Source organism: Rufibacter sp. LB8 (assembly GCF_014876185.1).
In the GTDB taxonomy this organism is placed as follows: Bacteria; Bacteroidota; Bacteroidia; order Cytophagales; family Hymenobacteraceae; genus Nibribacter.
In genome coordinates, this window is the sequence record NZ_JADALJ010000001.1 from 905,900 (window position 1) to 925,343 (window position 19,444).

18 protein-coding genes are annotated in these 19,444 nt (G+C 51.3%); 15 read left to right on the forward strand and 3 right to left on the reverse strand.

Annotation, left to right across the window (positions count from 1 at the left end; genetic code table 11):
• Position 1: 1 nt before the first annotated feature.
• From IMY23_RS03860 to trmB, 3 genes are read left to right on the forward strand one after another with little or no spacing between them, the layout of a single operon-like run.
• Entirely contained in the window at positions 2-850 is an 849-nt protein-coding gene (locus IMY23_RS03860; RefSeq protein WP_192820825.1) for a hypothetical protein, read from the forward strand.
• A gap of 12 nt (positions 851-862) precedes the next feature.
• On the forward strand, positions 863-2,158 hold the full coding sequence (locus IMY23_RS03865; protein WP_370589826.1) for a folylpolyglutamate synthase/dihydrofolate synthase family protein: 1,296 nt from the start codon (positions 863-865) through the stop codon (positions 2,156-2,158).
• A 3-nt stretch (positions 2,159-2,161) separates the two neighbouring features.
• The gene (trmB, locus tag IMY23_RS03870) at positions 2,162-2,815 is read left to right on the forward strand and encodes a tRNA (guanosine(46)-N7)-methyltransferase TrmB (protein WP_192820826.1); all 654 of its coding nucleotides are present in this window, start codon (positions 2,162-2,164) and stop codon (positions 2,813-2,815) included.
• 141 nt (positions 2,816-2,956) lie between these two features.
• On the opposite strand, the gene IMY23_RS03875 is transcribed toward trmB, so the two are convergent.
• The gene (locus IMY23_RS03875) at positions 2,957-3,577 is read right to left on the reverse strand and encodes a hypothetical protein (protein WP_192820827.1); all 621 of its coding nucleotides are present in this window, start codon (positions 3,575-3,577) and stop codon (positions 2,957-2,959) included.
• A gap of 287 nt (positions 3,578-3,864) precedes the next feature.
• On the opposite strand from IMY23_RS03875, the gene mnmA reads away from it, so the two are divergent.
• The 4 genes from mnmA (at position 3,865) to IMY23_RS03895 (ending at position 9,002) form a co-directional block, all read left to right on the forward strand.
• Positions 3,865-4,974 (forward strand): tRNA 2-thiouridine(34) synthase MnmA, encoded by a 1,110-nt coding sequence (gene mnmA, locus IMY23_RS03880; protein ID WP_192820828.1) that lies wholly within the window; start codon positions 3,865-3,867, stop codon positions 4,972-4,974.
• Between the two features lie 12 nt (positions 4,975-4,986).
• Positions 4,987-5,709, forward strand: a complete 723-nt coding sequence (locus IMY23_RS03885; RefSeq protein WP_192820829.1) for a hypothetical protein — start codon at positions 4,987-4,989, stop codon at positions 5,707-5,709.
• Positions 5,710-5,886: 177 nt separating this feature from the next.
• On the forward strand, positions 5,887-6,546 hold the full coding sequence (rpe, locus tag IMY23_RS03890; protein WP_192820830.1) for a ribulose-phosphate 3-epimerase: 660 nt from the start codon (positions 5,887-5,889) through the stop codon (positions 6,544-6,546).
• 2 nt (positions 6,547-6,548) lie between these two features.
• A complete protein-coding gene (locus IMY23_RS03895) occupies positions 6,549-9,002 on the forward strand; it encodes a TonB-dependent receptor (protein ID WP_225986405.1) in 2,454 nt (817 codons plus the stop codon).
• 126 nt (positions 9,003-9,128) lie between these two features.
• On the opposite strand, the gene IMY23_RS03900 is transcribed toward IMY23_RS03895, so the two are convergent.
• Positions 9,129-10,001 carry a DUF2911 domain-containing protein gene (locus tag IMY23_RS03900; RefSeq protein WP_192820831.1) on the reverse strand — a complete coding sequence of 291 codons (873 nt, stop codon included), beginning with the start codon at positions 9,999-10,001 and terminating at the stop codon, positions 9,129-9,131.
• Between the two features lie 443 nt (positions 10,002-10,444).
• Between IMY23_RS03900 and hisG the strand changes: the two genes are divergently transcribed.
• The 8 genes from hisG (at position 10,445) to hisIE (ending at position 17,833) form a co-directional block, all read left to right on the forward strand.
• A complete protein-coding gene (gene hisG / locus IMY23_RS03905; protein WP_192820832.1) occupies positions 10,445-11,296 on the forward strand; it encodes an ATP phosphoribosyltransferase in 852 nt (283 codons plus the stop codon).
• 4 nt (positions 11,297-11,300) lie between these two features.
• Positions 11,301-12,593: a histidinol dehydrogenase gene (gene hisD / locus IMY23_RS03910; RefSeq protein ID WP_192820833.1), complete on the forward strand. Its 1,293-nt coding sequence runs from the start codon at positions 11,301-11,303 to the stop codon at positions 12,591-12,593.
• 35 nt (positions 12,594-12,628) lie between these two features.
• Positions 12,629-13,696 carry a histidinol-phosphate transaminase gene (hisC, locus tag IMY23_RS03915; RefSeq protein WP_192820834.1) on the forward strand — a complete coding sequence of 356 codons (1,068 nt, stop codon included), beginning with the start codon at positions 12,629-12,631 and terminating at the stop codon, positions 13,694-13,696.
• A 137-nt stretch (positions 13,697-13,833) separates the two neighbouring features.
• Positions 13,834-14,928 (forward strand): bifunctional histidinol-phosphatase/imidazoleglycerol-phosphate dehydratase HisB, encoded by a 1,095-nt coding sequence (gene hisB / locus IMY23_RS03920; protein WP_192820835.1) that lies wholly within the window; start codon positions 13,834-13,836, stop codon positions 14,926-14,928.
• The gene (gene hisH, locus IMY23_RS03925; RefSeq protein WP_192820836.1) at positions 14,928-15,509 is read left to right on the forward strand and encodes an imidazole glycerol phosphate synthase subunit HisH; all 582 of its coding nucleotides are present in this window, start codon (positions 14,928-14,930) and stop codon (positions 15,507-15,509) included. Before hisB ends, hisH begins: the two co-directional genes overlap by 1 nt.
• Before the next feature lie 2 nt (positions 15,510-15,511).
• Complete coding sequence (gene hisA, locus IMY23_RS03930) at positions 15,512-16,231, forward strand: 1-(5-phosphoribosyl)-5-[(5-phosphoribosylamino)methylideneamino]imidazole-4-carboxamide isomerase (protein WP_192820837.1); 720 nt, start codon at positions 15,512-15,514, stop codon at positions 16,229-16,231.
• 78 nt (positions 16,232-16,309) lie between these two features.
• Positions 16,310-17,071 (forward strand): imidazole glycerol phosphate synthase subunit HisF, encoded by a 762-nt coding sequence (gene hisF / locus IMY23_RS03935; RefSeq protein WP_192820838.1) that lies wholly within the window; start codon positions 16,310-16,312, stop codon positions 17,069-17,071.
• Positions 17,072-17,182: 111 nt separating this feature from the next.
• The gene (gene hisIE, locus IMY23_RS03940; protein WP_370589827.1) at positions 17,183-17,833 is read left to right on the forward strand and encodes a bifunctional phosphoribosyl-AMP cyclohydrolase/phosphoribosyl-ATP diphosphatase HisIE; all 651 of its coding nucleotides are present in this window, start codon (positions 17,183-17,185) and stop codon (positions 17,831-17,833) included.
• A gap of 77 nt (positions 17,834-17,910) precedes the next feature.
• Here the strand turns inward: hisIE and IMY23_RS03945 are convergent, their stop codons facing one another.
• Entirely contained in the window at positions 17,911-19,221 is a 1,311-nt protein-coding gene (locus tag IMY23_RS03945) for a T9SS type A sorting domain-containing protein (protein ID WP_192820840.1), read from the reverse strand.
• Between the last annotated feature and the right edge of the window lie 223 nt (positions 19,222-19,444).

A 19,444-nucleotide genomic window follows, 5' to 3' on the forward strand; every position in this document is an offset into this window, starting at 1 on the left:
TATGGTACTTACCCAACAGGAAGAAAAAAACAAACGCATTGCCATGGCCATCAGCGTGGCCATGCACGTGCTGTTGTTGCTCTTGCTGTTCTTTGTAATGGCTTGGGATAAGGAAGATATTAAACCTGACAATATAGGAGGTATAGAATTATCTTTTGGGACTACTGATGTAGGCAGTGGTGATGTTAATAGCAAAGCCGCTCCAAATGAATCTACCAACACTGAAGACAGCCAACCTGCCGCCGAAGCGCCAAAGGCAGTGCCTACGCCCCAACCTAATCAACCCACCCCAACTGCTGAACCGCAAAATGACCGTGTAGTCACCACTACCGCAGATGCGCCAGTAAGTATAAAAGAAACCAAGGCAGAACCTAAGCCTGAACCCGTAAAGGAGGAGCCCAAAAAAGTTGACAACCGCGCCATTTTCCCCGGTAAGGCTAAAACCGGCTCCGGAAACGGAACTTCGGGCTCCAGCAACAACCCTACGGGCAATAACAACGGAGATGAAGGCGTGACCGGCGATAAAGGTCGTCCAGAAGGCAAATACCCCGGCAAGAAAACCGGAAACGGGGGCAGCGGTGGTGGTAACCTGAACATGCCCGGCTGGCGTTATGACATTGCTCCAAAGGCAGACCCGTATGACAACGAGAGCGGGATTGTGAAGATTGAGATTAAAATTGACGCCGAAGGTTCTATTGTGAGTTTACGTGTGGTGGAAAGCAACGTGAGCCCGCGCGTTCAGCAATGGTACAAAGACCAGGTACAGCGCACCACCTTCAGTAGAATTGCCGGTGGAAACTCCAGCGCAGGGGCCACGGGTACCATTACGTTTATCATCAGATCCAATTAAAAAAGAAATTTTGTGACGTACGATCAAGCGTTAGACTACCTCTACCAGCAGTTGCCGATGTTTCACCGCATCGGCAACGCTGCTTTTAAGAAGAGCCTTGACAACATCATCGCGCTAACACAGGCCCTGGACAACCCCCAGCGCAAATTTAAATCGGTACACGTGGCGGGTACCAACGGCAAAGGCAGTTCGTCCAGCATGTTGGCCGCCGTGCTGCAGGCCGCCGGCTATAAAACCGGCCTCTACACGTCGCCGCACCTCAAAGAGTTTACGGAGCGCATCAAAATCAACGGCGAGATGATCTCCAAAGAGAAAGTAGCCGAATTCACTACCCAGCACCAGTCGTTGTTTGAAGAAGTAAAACCGAGTTTCTTTGAGATGACGGTGGCCCTGGCCTTTGATTATTTCGCGGAGCAGGAGGTTGACATCGCCATTATTGAAGTAGGGTTGGGCGGAAGACTGGATTCCACCAACATCATCACCCCCCTGGTATCCCTGATCACCAACATTGGCTTGGACCACCAGGCCCTGCTGGGCGATACGCTCCCGGAGATTGCTACTGAGAAAGCCGGCATTATGAAACCCGGCGTGCCCACTATCATTAGCCAGACCCAAGCCCCAGTTTTGCCTGTGTTTGAGGAAATGAGCCGGAAAACGGGAAGCCCGTTAATATTGGCGGATCAAGTCTATAAGCTGGAACCAAAAACTGCGGACGGAATTCACGCGACCTACGAGGTGCACCTGAAGGAAAATCTTTGGTTGAGTGATGTAAAATTATCTCTCTTAGGTTCTTACCAGAAAAACAATCTGCCGGGCGTGCTGTCCACGTTAGAAGTACTCAAAACCAAAGGCTTCCAGATTTCAGATTCGCAACTGCGCGAAGGGCTTAAAAACATTCAGCAATTCACGGGTCTAAATGGCCGTTGGCAGATTCTGTCGCAGAAACCCTTGACCATCTGTGACACCGGCCATAATCTAGACGGCCTCACGCAGGTAGTCAAACAATTGCTGGCACTGCAGCCCAAACAGGTGCATTTTGTGTTTGGGGCGGTCAATGACAAAGACATCAAGAGTGTGCTGCGGCTATTGCCCGTGGTGAATTTCAGGTATTATTTCTGCGAGGCGCAGATTCCCAGAGCCTTGCCTTTGCAGACCTTGTATGATGAGGCGCAGTTCGCCGGGCTGAAAGGCAAACCGTACCCCACCGTTGAAGACGCGTATCTGGCGGCCCAAGCCTTCGCGCAGGAAGATGAGGTAATATTCATTGGCGGTAGTACCTTTGTGGTAGCGGAAATCCCCGATTTATAATTCATGGGCAGAGGTAAATTAGTGAAGTTTGCGGCCAACGCCACGCGTGACAACGTGGTGGAGCCGGGCAAAGAGAAGTACGAACAACTGAAAGGCAAATGGAACCGTGAATTCTTCCTGCGGGAACGGCCTCTAGTGCTGGAGGTAGGCTGCGGCAAAGGCGAATACACCGTGGGCATGGCCGCCCAGTACCCAGAGAAAAACTTTCTGGGCGTTGACATCAAAGGCAACCGCATCTGGAAGGGGAGTTCCCTGGCGCTGGAAGAAGGTCTGGCCAATGTGGGCTTCCTGCGCACTTTCATTGAAAACCTGGACCATCATTTCGGGGAAAAGGAGGTAGACGAAATCTGGATCACTTTCCCAGACCCGCAGCCCCGCAAACGCGACATCAAACGACGGCTCACCTCGCCGCGCTTTCTCAACATGTACCAGCAGATTGTGAAGCCCGGCGGTAAAATTCACCTCAAAACCGATAGCGACCTTTTGTTTGATTTCACGCTGGAAACGTTGGAGGAGCGTAATGTCAAATCAGTGTTGTTTACCAAAGACCTCTACCAATCAGATTTGCAGGAGCACACCATGGGCATTTACACCACATTTGAGAAAGTGTATCTGGAGCAAGGCGTGCCTATCAAGTATCTGCAGTTCACTGTGTAAAATATCCGTTTTTGGCTCCGTTTCCAGAAATGAGCCCGAAAACGGAAAAGGCCGCTCTAAGTAAGAGCGGCCTTTTCCGTTTTTTATCAATCGCTGACATTTAAGTAGCATATCAGCACCTTATAAAATCAGTACATTTAATTAATCTTCCAGCTGCTCAAAAATCTCCTCTAGTTCGTCAAAGTTTTTGAAGCCGGGTCTCAGTTCCTGGCCGCCTTTAAGGGCAATGCCCGCCGGGTGAATCTTGTCCAGCGCTTCTTTGGTATTTTCCTTGTTCAGCCCGAAGCCCAGCAGGATGGGATATTTGCCGGAGATGTCGCGCAGGAAGCGGTGGTTGGTTTGGTCAATGGATTGGAAATCGTCTGAGTCAATCAGGAAATACTCCACGTGCTGGTGGTAGAGTTCCAACATGCTGATGAGGTTCTCTTCCACGGTGTCTTTGTCAATCATCACCCGCAGAATGATGGGCAGGGGCAGATCGTCCAGGTCTTCAATCAAATAAAGGCCGTTGAGTTGCAGCATGTCCACTTTGTAGGAAAGCAGCAGTTCCTCCAATTCGGCCACCGAAAGGTCATCGGCCTGGCCCACCAGTTTCACGCCAGACACCCAGCCCGATATTTCCTTGAAGGCTTCGGGCGTTACGTAGTCTGGTTGGCCGTGCTGCAGGGAAAACCCCAGCATTTCCACGCCCATGCCGGCGCAGTAACGGGCGTCGCTTAAGTTATTAATTTGATTGACAAGGACAATGGTACTTAAAGCCATGGTAAAAATTTGGGTTGATTAGCAGAAATGCCCTAATCAAGGGGCCAATTCTGCATCAAATGTATAAATGGAAATCGGGTTTTGGACGCAACCGCAGAGAATTATTTGTCTCCGTTTATTAGCCCACACCTCTAACGACTCTTTTAAACTATTATTGGCGCGGCAAGGTTTGGAAAGAAATACGCCAACTGGTTAAAAGTCAGGCAAAAGCGAAGTAGGCCAGAAATTCACTATCTTTGCAGCATTGTTTTTCGGCGGGACTGTGAATCCCGTTTAATCCAGAAAAAATGAATTCAAAAGGAAGAGTATTGGTCGCCATGAGTGGCGGCATTGATTCCTCTGTGGCAGCGGTTTTGCTCCACGAGCAGGGATATGAAGTAGTGGGTATGACCATGAAAACGTGGGACTACGCCAGTGCCGGGGGAAGTAAGAAGGAAACCGGCTGCTGCAGCCTGGATTCCATCAATGACGCCCGCGACATTGCCGTGCAGCTGGGGTTTCCGCATTACATCATTGACATCAGAGAAGAGTTCGGCGATTACGTCATCAACCATTTTACCGATGAGTACATTGCCGGCCGCACCCCAAATCCCTGCGTTTTATGTAACACCCATATTAAGTGGGATGCCCTTTTAAGACGCGCCGATAAATTGGGCTGTGACCTGATTGCCACCGGGCATTACGCCAACATACGGCAGGAAAACGGCCGTTATGTGATTTCCAAAGGCAAAGACCACCACAAAGACCAATCTTACGCCCTCTGGGGAATTAGCCAGGAAAGTTTGAGCCGCACTATTTTCCCGCTAGGCCAATTGCATAAGACTGAAATCAGGCAGATGGCCATGGACCGCGGGTTTGATGCTTTGGTGAAGAAAGCCGAAAGCTACGAGATCTGTTTTATCCCAGACAATGACTACCGCGGTTTCCTGAAAAGGAGAGTGCCCACCCTGCAGGCCGAGGTAGCCGGGGGCGAGTTTGTGCTGGAAGACGGCACCGTGGTAGGCAAACATGAAGGCTATCCGTTCTACACCATCGGGCAACGCAAAGGTCTGGGCGTGGCCTTAGGCTATCCGGCGTTTGTAACCAGAATAGAGAAAGATACGAATAGGGTTATACTGGGCAATTACGAGCAGCTGGCGCGCAACGGCATGAACGTGGGCAAACTGAGCATGGGCAAATACGAGAACCTGCACGGCCGCCCCACCGAAACCATTACCAAAGTGCGCTACAATGACCCCGGCACCGCCGCCACCATTGAACAGATAGGTGACAAAATGCTGGTGAAGTTCCATGCGGGTGTCAACGCCATTGCCCCCGGACAGGCCGCCGTTTTCTATGAAGGCGACGACGTGATTGGCGGCGGTTGGATTGAGGCCAGCTTTAACCTGGAAGACTAGTTCTATAGCTTTATGAAAAAACTTCTCCTTTTTGCCTTTCTATTGGCCACGGTTGGGCTCCAGGCCTGTTCAGACGAAGAATCTGTGCTGGACCCCGCCACCGTGGGGTACGACTATTACCCCATGACTGTGGGGGAGTTCAAGATTTTCAATGTGAGTGAGAAAGTCTTTACCAACAATTTGGTCAGAAGGGAAGAGACGTTTCAAACCAGGGAATATGTAAAAGGCACCACCACTGACCAAACCGGCCGCCTTTGGTACCAGGTGGAATTAGCCAGAAGACCGGTTGGCGGCACCACCTGGATGACAACCGGCATACGGTTGGTTTCCCCCAGCAAAACGGACTTACGAATTCAGGAGAACAACAAAACTACGGTGCACATGGTGTTCCCGGTAAAGCAAGGATATTCCTGGGTGTACAACGGGCTCACCAGCCAAGAGGAAAAAGCCTATTATACCTATGAAGACCTGGGCAAGCCTTTTGTGGTAGACGGCGGCGCCACGTATGAAAATACCTTAACCGTTAGGCAAGACCAGGATTTTGAAGACGAGTTGATCTTGGTTATAAGACACTATGAAGTATTAGCCCCAGGCAAAGGCCCGGTTTACCGTTTCAACAGATACTACCAATATTGCCAAGGCGGCGCGGGCAGCAACTGTGAGGTGGGCACTAATTACATTGTAGATGGCTCTGACCGCGTAGAAACCTTGGTGGAGTCTGGCATGATTAATTAAGTGCCTAGCGAAATCCAAAAGCGCATATGCTTCGGTTAGAAATTCCGTTTTCGGGCTCATTTTCAGAAATGAGCCCGAAAACGGATTTTTGCTTTGGAAGAATCCTTCGTTTTAAAATACGCCTGCATTGGTTTTTCTGCCTAGAAAGTGTTGCTTTGTAGAAGTAAAACCCAAGCAATGCCGCATCTTATTTCTCCTTCCATTCTGGCCGCCGATTTCGGGCAACTGGCCCAAGATGTTCAACTCCTCAACCGCAGCGCCGCCGACTGGATTCACGTGGATGTGATGGACGGCCGGTTTGTGCCTAACATCTCCTTCGGGTTTTCGGTGATTCAGGCCATTCAGAAGCACGCCAGTTTGCCTTTAGATGTGCATTTGATGATAGAGGAGCCGGAGAAATACATTGAGCAGTTCAGGGCCGTGGGCGCCGATACCATCACGGTACACTATGAGGCCTGTCCGCACCTGCACCGCACCATACAACAGATCAAAGCCACCGGAGCCAAGGCGGGCGTGGCCTTGAACCCGCATACGCCAGTGGTGCTGCTCCAGGATATCTTGGCGGACTTGGACATGGTGTGCCTGATGTCGGTTAACCCAGGTTTTGGCGGACAAAAATTCATTGAACATACGTATCAGAAAACACGTGCGTTAAAGGAGATGATCACGGCCGTGGGTTCTTCCTGCTTAATTGAGATTGACGGTGGCGTGAACCAACAAAATGCGCCCTTGCTGCTGCAAGCCGGCGCCGATGTGCTGGTAGCCGGTTCCTTTGTTTTCTCAGCGGCAGACCCGGTGCAGACCATTCAAGCGTTAAAAGATATTACCGTTTCCTAAACATGCACAAAAAGGGCTGGTGGTGGGTGCTTTTGCTTTTCATGAACACCGGTGCCTGGGCACAGGCGGTGTACGTGCAGGGCATTGTCTCTGATCAGCAACAAAATCCTTTGGTAGGCGCCACCGTGCTGGTGCAGGAAACCCAGACTTCCACGGCCTCAGATGCCCGTGGCAGGTTTCAAGTAAGACTGGAAAAGGCAGGCACTTACACGTTATCTGTCAGATATATAGGCTACCAACCTTACTTACAACAACTTTCTCTGGTGGCCGGGGAGACCCGTTTTGTGCGGGTGGAACTAACCCAGAACGAAGGGAAGATCCAGGAAATTACGGTACGCGGGAAAAACCCCAATGACACCCGCCAGGAAGTCAGCATCACCCGCCTGGATCCTCGCCTCACGCAAACCTTGCCCGCGCCTTTCCAGGAATTCAATAAAATTCTGTTGACGTTGCCGGGCGTTTCCAATAACAATGAACTCAGCTCCAGCTACTCGGTGCGCGGGGGAAGTTATGACGAAAACCTGGTGTATGTAAACGGCATTGAGGTCTACCGGCCTTTCTTAAACATCTCGGGCCAGCAGGAGGGCCTGAGCTTTGTCAACCCAGACTTGGTAGAAGACGTGACCTTTTCCTCCGGCGGCTGGCAACCCAAATACGGCGACAAACTATCATCGGTCCTAGACATTCAGTACCGCACGCCCACCAAATTTGCAGGCACCGTGTCTGGTGGTTTAACGGGTGGCTCTGTACACGCCGAAGGCACCGCCGCCCAAGGCCGCTTCGGGTTTCTGCTGGGTGCCCGGCACAAGAACGCCGCTTATATTCTGAGCAGCCTGGAAGTGGAAGGCGATTATCGGCCTAAGTTCACTGATGTGCAGACGTATCTTACGTATGATCTGTCTTCCAAAGAACACCGCGCCACCGGGTTGCCCGCTAAAACGCAGCTGAGTTTTCTGGGGAACATCGCGCAGAATGATTACCAGGTGCGGCCCGAGACCCGGGAAACCACCTTCGGGACCCAGTTTCAGGCCTTGCGCCTGATTGTAGGCTATGACGGGCAAGAGCAGATGCGTTATACCACCTACCAGGGCGGGCTAAGGCTGCAGCATGAATTCAAACCCAACCTCACCTCAGAAATTATCTATTCCAGCCTTTACAGCCAGGAGCGCGAATACCGTGATCTGGAAGCAGGCTACCGTTTCTGTGACATCTTGCCCACGCCGGGCGTGTCGCCGTTTAACCGTTGCGCCGGGGAGCGGGGCGTAGGCACCAAATTTGAATATTCCCGTAACCGCCTCAGGGCTGCTTTGCAAGCGCTGGAGTTCAAGACCAACTGGCAAGTTTCCGGAAGAAGCGAAATCAGCGCTGGCTTGAAAATGGGCCAGGAAAGCATTCAGGACGTGATTCAGGAATATTCTTTCCAGGATTCCGCAGATTATGTATTCAACCTGCAGACCTTGAACAGCAACCAGGACCTGACCTCCACCAGAATGCAGGGATTTGTGCAGCATCGTTTTGAGCTGGACAGCCTCAAAACGCTCACGTATGGCGTGCGGGTGCATTATTGGTCAGTGAACAAGCAGCTTTCTATTAGCCCGCGGGTGCAGTATGCGTTTCAGTTGGCTTCCTTGCCGCAATGGTCGTTTAAAATGGCTACCGGGCTGTACGTGCAGCCGCCTTTGTACCGTGAGCTGCGTGGCCCCGAAGGCAAGCTGTATCCCGAAGTGAAAAACCAGCAGTCTTACCATTTTATTGCCGGCACCGAGTACCGTTTTAAGAAATGGGACCGTCCGTTTAAACTCACCGCCGAGGCGTATTACAAATATCTTCCTTCAGTGATTCCCTACGAGCAGGACAACATGCGCCTGCGCTATTTGCCGCAAATTGGCGCCACGGCCTATGCGGTGGGCGTGGATGTGCGCGTGAACGGCGAGTTCATCAAAGGGGAGGAGTCTTGGTTTAGTTTGGGCATTATGCGCACCCATGAAAACCTGCAAGGCGATTCTACCGTGGCACTCAACCCCGCCACCGGCAAAGTGGAAGGGCAGGCACCCAAAGGCTATATTCCCCGGCCCACCGACCAGTTCCTGAACGCGGGCATCTTTTTTCAGGACCACCTGCCCAACAACCCTTCCATGCGCATGTACCTGAATTTGGTGTTCAGCACGGGGTTGCCTTTTGGCCCGCCGGGTGAGTTGAATTTCCGGAACGTGTTCCCGGGCCCGTCTTACAAGCGCATTGACCTGGGTTTCTCTAAACTGATCACTATGAAAGGGGCCGGTTCCTCTGCCTTCGGGCTGGAGAGTTTGTGGCTGAGTTTGGAGATTCTGAATTTGATTGCCGCCCAAAACGTGATTTCCTACAACTACATCAAAGACTACTCGGGCATAACGTACGGCGTACCCAATTACCTCACCGGCCGCATGGTCAACTTAAGGTTTATCGCTAAGTTCTAGAAAAAGCTTTCCGTTTTCGGCCTCATTTCCAGAAATGAGGGCGAAAACGGAAAGATAACTCCATAAAAAAAGCCCGGCACGTTCAATAGTAGAACGAGCCGGGCTTTCTTGTTTTCTCAATCCAAATTAATTCAAATACCGCTGTTCTTTCCAGAGGATGGCGGCGTTCTCAATTTCTTTGGCGTAGGCCTGGTAAGTTTGCTGGTCTTTCTTGCCTAGTTTCTGGGCTTTTTTGTTCAGTTCCAGGGCTTGTTGGTATTCGTTTTTCTGGGCCAGCAGTTTGGCCTTGAGCCAGGTGTTATAGAAATTCTCCTCAATGCTCAAGGATTTGTTAATCCATTCCAGAGCCAGTTCATGATCCTGGTTTTGGCTGATGAGGTAATTGGTGGCCTGGGCGTACACCGCCCAGTCAAAAGGTTTGGCGGTGGCCATGGTTTCTTTGATCAATTCCAGCGCCTGGGCGTGCGTGTCCATTCTAATGGTAATTGGCAGTTGCTTGTCGGCCCAGCGCAGGTAGAGGCGCCCGCTGGTCAGTTGCACGTCATTGAAGGAATACTGTAGTGTTTCATGGAAATCATTGGTCTGCGCCGCCATGGGAATCCGGACTTGATCTTGCTTGGAATCATAGCCTTCGGTTCCCCAGAGGCCTTTCTGCTTGCTCAAAATCAATTGCCAGTTCACGGAGTCCTGGGGCAACACATACAAGGTATAAGTGCCCGCCGGTATGTTCTCCTGTGAAATGCGCACATCCCTGGAAAACGAAATGGTGGTGGCTTCATTGGCCCCGGCGCGCCACACCTGGTTGTAGGGCACCAGGTTTCCCCAGACTTTCCTGTTTTTAACGCCCGGCGCGCCGTAGTTTACGGTTACCTCGGTCACGCCAATGGTCTGGGTCACGGTGGCCCTGGGGCTCGCCTGAGGCAAGGTAAGGGTGGTTTGGGCAAACGTAAAGGTGCTGCTGAGAAAGGCTACTACAACTAAAAGCGAAAACTTATGCATAGGTCAAGTGGTTTTGAAGAAGGCCGAGCGTGTTGCTGTAACACGTGTTCCCGTATTTTTGGTTTACACGCTACCGGAAAAATGATGCCAATTTTGCGTTTTGGGGCTTATTTTCAGAAATGAGCCCGAAAACAGCCGGAGCTTGGCTTTTTAAAATCACCGATGGCAAAAACATTTTACCAAACCCCTTGTTTCTTCAGCGTAGCACATTACCTTTGGCGCAAGATTATGACCAACGCAAGCACCTATAGCCTCCTTTCTAACGCCACAGCCGTGGTGAACGGGGTGCATTGCCATCATTTCCATCATTCCTCTCAGGGGGAATAATACAATCATATCGTCCTTTCTGGGGCTGGGCTCCAATCTTTACACCCGTGTTTACCAACAGGTAACCTTCTGGTGGATTTTCTTGTCATACTTTTCAGTATTCAATTTACTATTTCATGATTAGGTTAGCCATTCAAAAATCTGGACGTTTGTCAGATGACTCCCTCAAATTGATTCGGGAATGCGGCATCTCGTTCCTGAGCGCTTCTTCCAAACTTAAAACCGAGGCCACCAATTTCCCGCTGGAGATACTTTTTCTGCGCGATGACGACATACCCGGCTACGTAGCCGATGGCGTGGCCGACATTGGCATTGTGGGCCAGAATGTATTGGTGGAGGAAGGTTTGCAGCACCTCACCGTGAAAAACCTGGGCTTCAGCAAATGCCGTCTTTCTCTGGCCGTTTCCAAAGGCGATGCCTACCAGGACGTGACCACGTTGCAGGGCAAAAGCATTGCCACGTCTTACCCCAATTTATTGCGGGAATATCTGACCTCCAAAGGCGTACAAGCCGACATTCATACCATCAGCGGTTCGGTGGAAATTGCGCCCAGCATTGGCCTGGCTGATGCCGTGTGTGACATTGTTTCATCGGGCTCTACGTTGATTAGCAACGGCCTGCGCGAAGTGGAGACGGTGTTCAAATCTGAGGCGGTCTTAATTGCCAACCAAAACCTGAGCCCCGAGAAAAACCGTTTGCTGCAGCAATTGCTGTTCAGGATGGAAGCCGTGCAGAAAGCACAGAAGTCAAAGTACGTGGTCTTGAACGCGCCCAATTCGGCTATTCCAAAGATAAAACTTTTGTTGCCGGGCATTAAATCGCCTACTATTATTCCCTTGGCCGAGGAAGGCTGGAGCTCACTGCACTCGGTGGTCAACGAAGACGATTTCTGGGATATCATCCAGAAACTAAAAGAGGCCGGCGCCGAAGGTATTCTGGTAGTTCCTATTGAAAAAATGATTGGCTAGCCCCATGAAGACCTTTTTATACCCAGAGAAGGCACAATGGGTGGCGCTTACCCAACGCCCGGTGCAACAACTGGCCCAACTGCGCGAAGGCGTGCAACAAACCTTTGACCTGGTGCGCCACCGTGGTGATGCCGCCTTGTTGGAACTAGCCGCCAAATTTGACAAAGCCACCTTGACCAGTGTGTGGGTGACTGCCTCTGAAATAGAAGCTGCTTTACCAAATGTTTCTGATGAATTGAAAGACGCTATTGAGTTAGCCTCCAGCAATATCAGTCGGTTTCATGAAGCACAGCGCGAGCCAGTTCAGCAAATTGAAACTATGCCAGGCGTGACCTGCTGGCGGAAATCGGTGGGTATTAACAAAGTAGGCTTGTACATTCCCGGAGGCTCGGCGCCCTTGTTTTCTACTCTGTTGATGTTGGGAATTCCGGCGCAGTTGGCCGGTTGTCAGGAGATCATTCTGGCCACGCCGCCCAGCGCTGACGGGTCCATCAATGCAACCATTCTGTACACGGCACACCGACTGGGCATCACGCGCATCTTAAAGTCAGGAGGGGCACAGGCCATTGCAGCGCTGGCCTTCGGGACGGAGACGGTACCGGCAGTGGACAAGATTTTTGGGCCTGGCAACCAATACGTAACCGCCGCCAAACAAATGGTGACCCAACTGGGCGTGGCCATTGACATGCCCGCCGGACCGTCAGAGGTGTTGGTGATTGCAGATGAATCGGCTGACCCAGATTTTGTAGCCGCAGACTTGCTATCGCAGGCGGAACACGGTCCAGATTCGCAGGTTGTTTTGGTCGCTATTTCAGAAACGCAGCTCATAAACGTGCAAGCCGCCGTGCAAAAACAGGTAGCCGAGTTGCCCCGTCAGGCGGTGGCCCAGCAGGCGCTGGACAACAGCCTGGGTGTGGTGTTAGCTTCCCTGGAAGAGGCCATTCAGTTCTCAAACTTGTACGCGCCGGAGCACTTGATTTTAGCCGTGGATGCTCCTGAAGCGTTAACTGAGAAAGTGACACAGGCCGGTTCGGTGTTCATGGGCCACTTCAGCCCAGAGAGCGTAGGCGATTATGCCTCAGGCACAAATCACACCTTGCCCACCAACGGCTATGCCCGCAATTACAGCGGTGTTTCTTTGGACAGCTTTGTGAAGAAAATCACGTTTCAGCAATTGACGCAGGAAGGCTTGCATCGCATTGGCCCGGCCGTGGAAACCATGGCTGCCGCTGAAGGCTTGCACGCCCATAAACATGCCGTGACCATTAGATTGCAAAAAAACACGAAAGGAAATTAGCACATCGGCACCTTCAAAAATTAGCACATTAAAAAATGTTTTCAATAGAGACCATCCTCCGTCCGCACCTGTTGTCTTTGAAGCCGTATTCCTCGGCGCGCGATGAGTTTGAGGGCGAAGCCAGCGTCTATTTAGACGCCAATGAGAACAATCTGGGCAGCCTGGCCGGCGGCGACGTGTACAACCGCTACCCAGACCCGTACCAGAAAACCATCAAAGAAAAACTGGCTCGGCTCAAAGGCTTGCAACCCGATCAGATTTTCATTGGAAATGGGTCAGATGAAGCCATTGACTTATTAGTACGTCTGGTCTGCGAGCCCGGCCAGGATGAAGTGCTGCTGTTGCCGCCCACGTACGGTATGTATGAGGTGAGCGCCAACATCCACAACATTGGTATTCAGCGGGTGCCCTTAGATGCCCAGTTTCAGCCTCATTTTGAGGCCATTTCCCAAAAACAGACTGAGCGCACCAAGATTCTGTTTCTGTGTTCGCCCAATAACCCTACCGGAAATATTCTGGAGCCCGCCACCGTGGAGCGGTTGATTAAAGGTTTCAAAGGAATTGTGGTGGTAGATGAGGCGTACATTGATTTCACCCAAACCCCTAGCTGGAGCACCCGCCTGGCGGAGTTTCCGAATTTGGTTGTCTTGCAGACCTTGTCTAAGGCTTGGGGTATGGCCGGTTTGCGTTTGGGAATGGCCTTTGCCTCGCCGGAAATCATTGGGTACCTCAATAAAATCAAGCCGCCTTACAACATCAACGCCGTTACGCAGGAGCTGGTGACCGCCGCGCTGGACAAAACCACTCAGCTGCAGGAAATGCTGCAGGTCATTACCAGTGAGCGGCAGCGGGTGATGGCCGCGTTTGAATCTTTGGCCCTGATAGAGAAAATATACCCATCAGACGCTAACTTCGTGCTGGTGCAGGTGCCCAATGCCAATGCTCTGTATGCGTATTTGCTGGAACGAGGCGTGGTGGTCCGGAACCGGTCCTCGCAACCTGGCTGCGCCAACTGCCTGCGCATTACCATTGGCACGCCCTCAGAGAACGACCATTTATTGGACTCTCTGCGCGCATTTGCCGCTCAAGAAGAAGTAGCCTAAATGCGTTTTCGGGCTCGTTTTCAGAAATGAGCCCGAAAACGGAAAATTTCTATGTATCTAAGAGGCGCTTGCGTCTGAATTAAAATAATAACGTGTACCGTGTTCTTTGCTACACGGTACCTGATACTAACAACCCGATGAAAAAAGTCTTATTCATTGACCGCGACGGCACCATTCTGCTGGAGCCACCCACAGATTTTCAGGTAGATTCGTTTGAGAAATTCGCGTTCTACCCCAAAGTCATCCGGAACCTGTACAAGATGTACAAGGAAATGGACTACGAGTTTGTGATGGTCACCAACCAAGATGGCCTGGGCACTGACTCATACCCCGAGAACACGTTTTGGCCGTACCAGAACAAAATGATGGAGATTCTGGAAGGCGAAGGCATTCAGTTCTCGGAGATTTTCATTGACGGTAGCTTTGATCACGAGAACAGCCCCAACCGCAAGCCGCGCCTGGGCATGCTGGGCCAATACCTAATCGAGGACTATGACATGGCCAACTCCTACGTAATTGGTGATCGCCTGACAGATGTGGAACTGGCCAAAAACCTGGGAGCCAAAAGCATTTTGCTGCAGGCAGAAACGCACCCAGACGCCACCTTCACCAGCACAGACTGGGACGATATTTACAACTTCCTTCGGTTGCCCGCCCGCAAAGCCACCATTCAGCGCAACACCAATGAAACCCAGATCTCGGTGGAAATTAACCTGGACGGCGAAGGAAAATCTGAGATGGAAACCGGCCTGGGCTTCTTTGACCACATGCTGGACCAGCTGGCCCGCCACAGCGGCGTAGACATGCGCATAAAAGTAGCCGGAGACCTGCACATTGACGAGCACCACACCATTGAAGACACTGCCATTGCCCTGGGAGAAGCCTTCGCGCAAGCCATCGGGGACAAGCGCGGCATTAGCCGGTATGGGTTTTTGCTGCCCATGGATGATGCCTTGGTGCACGCGGCGCTGGATTTCTCAGGAAGGCCCTGGTTGGTCTGGGATGCCAAATTCAGCCGGGAGAAGATAGGGGACATGCCGACTGAGATGTTCATGCACTTCTTTAAATCGTTCTCAGACGCGGCCAAAGCCAACCTCAACATCAAAGCCGAAGGCGAGAACGAACACCATAAGATTGAGGCGATCTTTAAAGCCGTGGCCAAAGCCATGAAAATGGCGTTGGAACGTGACGTGAACAAGATGGAAATTCCCAGTACCAAAGGCATTCTGTAATGAAAACCGTTATTGTTGATTATAAGGCCGGCAACGTGCAGAGCGTGCTTTTCGCGCTGGAGCGTTTGGGGGTGCAGGCCACTGTTACGGCCAACGCCGAGGAAATCCAGAGCGCCGACAAAGTTATTTTCCCGGGCGTGGGCGAAGCTTCCTCGGCTATGCGCGCGCTCAAAGCTCACAACCTGGACCAATTGCTGCCCACCTTGACGCAACCGTTTTTAGGCGTTTGCCTGGGCATGCAATTGCTATGCCTGCACTCAGAAGAAGGTGACACAGACATGCTGGGCATTATTCCGGTGCCTGTGAAACGCTTTGATGTGGCCATGAAAGTGCCGCACATGGGCTGGAATACGGTCACCAGTTTGAAAAGCGATTTATTCACTGGCATACAGGAAGAAGAATACGCCTACTTCGTTCACAGCTTTTATGCGCCGGTCACCCAATTCACCATTGCGCAGAGCGCCTACCCAGAACCTTTCAGTGCGGCCTTGCAGTACAAAAACTTTTACGCCGTGCAGTTTCACGCTGAGAAAAGCGGTGCCCCTGGCGCCCAGATTCTCCAGAACTTCCTAAACCTTTAGCCATGGAAATTATACCAGCCATAGATCTTATTGACGGCCAATGCGTGCGCCTCACCGAAGGCGATTTCGCGCAGCAGACCACCTACCACACAGACCCCGCGGAGGTAGCCAAGCAGTTTGAAAGCTTGGGCCTGCGCCGTTTGCACCTGGTTGACCTGGACGGCGCCCGCGCCAAGGAGCCGGTGAACCTGCCGGTTTTGGCCCGCATTGCCCGCGAGACAAATTTGGTCATTGACTACGGTGGAGGCCTGCAAAGCGCGGCCGCTATTCAGATGGCGTTTGATGCCGGAGCCCAGCAAGTCACGGCCGGTAGTATTGCCGTGCGCGAGCCCAAAACCGTGCAGAAATGGCTAAAGGAATACGGCCCTGACCGCATCATAGTAGGCGCTGATTTCAAAGACAACTTCATCGCCATCAATGCCTGGGCAGAGCAGAGCGATATTACCCTGGAGGCGTTTTTGGCCTCGTTTTCTGAAATGGGCGCCAAAACGTTCATCTGCACTGATGTGAGCAAAGATGGCAAACTGCAAGGCTCCTCGCTGGACATTTACAGAAAATTGATCCTCAAATTTCCAGCTTTACAGTTCATTGCCAGCGGCGGCGTGACCACTATTGAAGAGGTGCGCGAACTCAGGGCAGCCGGTCTGCATGGCGCCATCATCGGCAAAGCCATTTATGAAGGCACTATTTCCTTAGAAGATTTGGCCAAAGAGGTTATCTAAAGAATTAAAAATAAGAGGAATAAGGAAGCGGTGCTAGAGTTTTGTATCTGACATCTAGTTTCCTGAGTCTAAAAAAATATGTTAACCAAACGAATTATTCCCTGCCTGGATATTAAAAACGGGCGCACCGTGAAAGGGGTCCGGTTTGAGGATATTAGAGACGCCGGCGACCCGGTGGAACTGGCGGCGCTTTATGCCCGGCAAGGGGCCGATGAACTGGTATTTCTGGACATTACCGCCACCAACGAAAAACGCAAAACCCTGCGGGAACTGGTGCGCGAAGTGGCCCGGCACATTGACATTCCGTTCACGGTGGGCGGGGGCATCAGTTCCGTGGAAGATGTAGAAGTGCTCCTGCAAAACGGTGCCGACAAGGTGAGTGTGAATTCATCGGCGTTGCACCGGCCAGAATTGATCACGGAATTGGCCAACCGGTTTGGGAGCCAGTGCGTGACCGTGGCCATTGACACCAAAAACACCCCAGACGGTTGGAAAGTCTTCAGCAAGGCGGGCACCGTAGACACCGGTTTGTTTGCGCTAGATTGGGCCAAGGAAGTAGTCGCGCGCGGGGCTGGGGAGATTCTGCTGACCTCCATGAGCAATGACGGCACCAAAAACGGCTTCGCGCTGGACATTACCGGGGAGATTTCCAGGAATGTGATTGTGCCGGTGATTGCGTCTGGAGGCGCGGGAAACCAACAGCACTTTTTAGACGTGTTTGCTGCCGGGGCAGATGCTGCGCTGGCCGCCAGTATTTTCCATTTTCAGGAAGTGCCCATCCCAGAATTGAAACATTTTCTGGCGAGCAACCACCTGGACATCAGAATTATCAAGAACTAAATCCTTCAAAATATCCGATTGGCGGTAGAAGGAATGTACAGCATCGTTTTAGCTCCTGTTTACAAAACAGAGCCCGAAAACGGAAATAGAAAGCAGACAGAACAGAAGCATATGAACATAGATTTCAAGAAAGGCGATGGTTTGGTACCGGCCGTTGTGCAAAATGCCATTTCCGGCAAGGTGTTAATGCTGGGGTACATGAACCAGGAGTCCTATCAGAAAACCATGGAAACCGGGTTGGTGACTTTTTTCTCGCGGTCTAAAAATAGACTCTGGACCAAAGGCGAAACCTCTGGCAACACGCTTCAACTGGTGAAAGCCGAACTGGACTGCGACCAGGATACGCTGCTACTGCTTGTGAACCCAACCGGCCCGGCATGCCATAGAAACACCGAGACCTGCTTTGATACAGAAGGCGACCCAACTTCGTACCACTTGGGCAACTTTCAGGAATTCACTCCCACAGAGAAAGCGTTGCAGTTCATTGCGCAGTTGGAGCAGACCATCAAAGGTCGTCGGGCTAAGCCGCAGGAAGGATCTTATACTAATTTCCTGTTTGACCAGGGCATCAACAAAATAGCCCAGAAAGTAGGGGAGGAAGCCGTAGAAGTGGTCATTGACGCCGTGGCCGGACAAACCGACACCATGAAAGGCGAGGCCGCAGATTTGCTGTTCCATTTGCTGGTGCTGCTGGAAGCTTCCGGACTTTCTCTAGCCGAAGTAGTGCAGGTATTGGAAAGCCGCCATACCCCTAAAAAGTAAAATTTCCCTTTTCAATTGCTGTGTCAGCTTTGAAAAGGGAAATATAAAGTACTAGAGAATCTGTCCAGAACGTCAGCTTAGTTTTTCACTACCCGCTGCACGCTGGTCTGGTTACCAGCACTGATTTTCAGGAAGTAAATACCGTTAGTTAATGTATCCAGGCCGTTGATTTGGGAGGTATTGGTGCCAGCTGTGGCTTTTACTTTCTGGGTGAACACTTCCTGACCAGCTAGGTTGAGGAAGGAAACGGTAACTTGGGCGTCAGCAGAAAGTTCTACTTTAATTGTCAGTTCTTGCTGAAACGGGTTGGGGTACACATTACTCACCGCCAGGGTAGAAGCTTTCTTGCCCAGGGCCTTCACAGAAATCACTTTTGAATACTCATAGTCTCCGTTGAAATCTACTTGCTTTAATCTGTAGTACACCAGACCGGCGGGGGCGTTTGCGTCTGCGGTAGCGTAAGCAGTAGGCGTGGTTTTGGTTCCGTTACCGGCCACGGTGCCCACCGCATTGTAGTTTTTGGCGTCTTGGCTGCGCTCCAGCACAAATTCCTTGTTGTCTTTTTCAGAAGCCGTGGCCCAGGCTAGTTTCACCTGGTTTTCTTGGGCGGTAGCCGTGAAAGACGTGAAGGTCACCGGCAACGTGGCGGGCGGCAAGGAATAGCTTTCTACCATCATGGCGCCTGCTCTGGTTTGGCCGTTTTCTTCCACTTTTACTTCGCCTGGTTGCTCGCTGGCCAGCAAGGTCACCGATTTAGTGCCCTGGCCGCGTACAATTTCCCAACCGGCGGGCACTGTCCATCTGTAGTTCGCAGATTCTTTGCCAGAAATAACCGAGTACGTGGCCTGGCTTTTGGCCTGCACCAACACCGGACCAGAAATTACCAAAGGAGCTGGTTCGCAGGTTTGCGCTTTGAAGCTCACAACACCCACTGTGGTAGAGGCTTTGGCTTGCACTTTAATGGTGGTCAGCTGCGCGAATTGGGCGGCGGTAAGGGTGTAAGAAAAATTATCAACTGCTCCATTTTTGAATCCCTCGGCGTTGATGGCCTCAAACTTTAATGCGTAAAATGGGTTGTTGGTGCCGTTCTCCTGAGAAAAAGTGAATCTGGTGTTGGTGTTTTTAGGATTAGTGGCCTTGGCTCCGGCCGGAAGTTGAAACGCCACGTTGCTCAGAGCGTTTCCGCAGTTGGTTTTCACACTGAAGTGAAGCGTCACGGTATTGTTGCTGTTTTTCACGAAGCTGGTGTAAGTGATGTCAAAGCACTCGCTGGTAAGTTTGCAGCCTAAAGAAGTGGTCTGGGCAGATGCCGTAAAAGAAAGCGTAGTCAGCAAGGAAATGAATACTGCAAAAATTGTGTTTTTTACAGTAAAAATTGCTGATGACATTCTTGAAGTGCTACGGTTTTGTGAGATTAGTGTCATGTCTTTGTCCGGAAGTGCCTTTTCCTTATTTTCTTTATGATGATACAAAGATAGAGGAAGGCTATATAGTAGAACTTGCTGATTCGACGAGGACCCTTATTTATGCGATTAATTTAAAAAGTGACGGGATTTTGGCCGTATCACCCGGTGAATGAACCGTTTCGCTCGGTGAACGTCTGAGGCTCTT

Excerpts from the sequence above, each read along its gene's own strand:
- hisG (WP_192820832.1), top strand. The coding sequence starts at position 10,445 with ATGATTAGGTTAGCCATTCAAAAATCTGGACGTTTGTCAGATGACTCC.
- hisIE (WP_370589827.1), top strand. The coding sequence starts at position 17,183 with ATGAACATAGATTTCAAGAAAGGCGATGGTTTGGTACCGGCCGTTGTG.
- hisB (WP_192820835.1), top strand. The coding sequence starts at position 13,834 with ATGAAAAAAGTCTTATTCATTGACCGCGACGGCACCATTCTGCTGGAG.
- mnmA (WP_192820828.1), top strand. The coding sequence starts at position 3,865 with ATGAATTCAAAAGGAAGAGTATTGGTCGCCATGAGTGGCGGCATTGAT.
- IMY23_RS03860 (WP_192820825.1), top strand. The coding sequence starts at position 2 with ATGGTACTTACCCAACAGGAAGAAAAAAACAAACGCATTGCCATGGCC.
- IMY23_RS03875 (WP_192820827.1), bottom strand. The coding sequence starts at position 3,577 with ATGGCTTTAAGTACCATTGTCCTTGTCAATCAAATTAATAACTTAAGC.
- hisF (WP_192820838.1), top strand. The coding sequence starts at position 16,310 with ATGTTAACCAAACGAATTATTCCCTGCCTGGATATTAAAAACGGGCGC.
- IMY23_RS03895 (WP_225986405.1), top strand. The coding sequence starts at position 6,549 with ATGCACAAAAAGGGCTGGTGGTGGGTGCTTTTGCTTTTCATGAACACC.
- IMY23_RS03945 (WP_192820840.1), bottom strand. The coding sequence starts at position 19,221 with ATGTCATCAGCAATTTTTACTGTAAAAAACACAATTTTTGCAGTATTC.
- hisC (WP_192820834.1), top strand. The coding sequence starts at position 12,629 with ATGTTTTCAATAGAGACCATCCTCCGTCCGCACCTGTTGTCTTTGAAG.
- rpe (WP_192820830.1), top strand. The coding sequence starts at position 5,887 with ATGCCGCATCTTATTTCTCCTTCCATTCTGGCCGCCGATTTCGGGCAA.
- hisD (WP_192820833.1), top strand. The coding sequence starts at position 11,301 with ATGAAGACCTTTTTATACCCAGAGAAGGCACAATGGGTGGCGCTTACC.
- IMY23_RS03900 (WP_192820831.1), bottom strand. The coding sequence starts at position 10,001 with ATGCATAAGTTTTCGCTTTTAGTTGTAGTAGCCTTTCTCAGCAGCACC.
- trmB (WP_192820826.1), top strand. The coding sequence starts at position 2,162 with ATGGGCAGAGGTAAATTAGTGAAGTTTGCGGCCAACGCCACGCGTGAC.
- hisA (WP_192820837.1), top strand. The coding sequence starts at position 15,512 with ATGGAAATTATACCAGCCATAGATCTTATTGACGGCCAATGCGTGCGC.
- hisH (WP_192820836.1), top strand. The coding sequence starts at position 14,928 with ATGAAAACCGTTATTGTTGATTATAAGGCCGGCAACGTGCAGAGCGTG.
- IMY23_RS03885 (WP_192820829.1), top strand. The coding sequence starts at position 4,987 with ATGAAAAAACTTCTCCTTTTTGCCTTTCTATTGGCCACGGTTGGGCTC.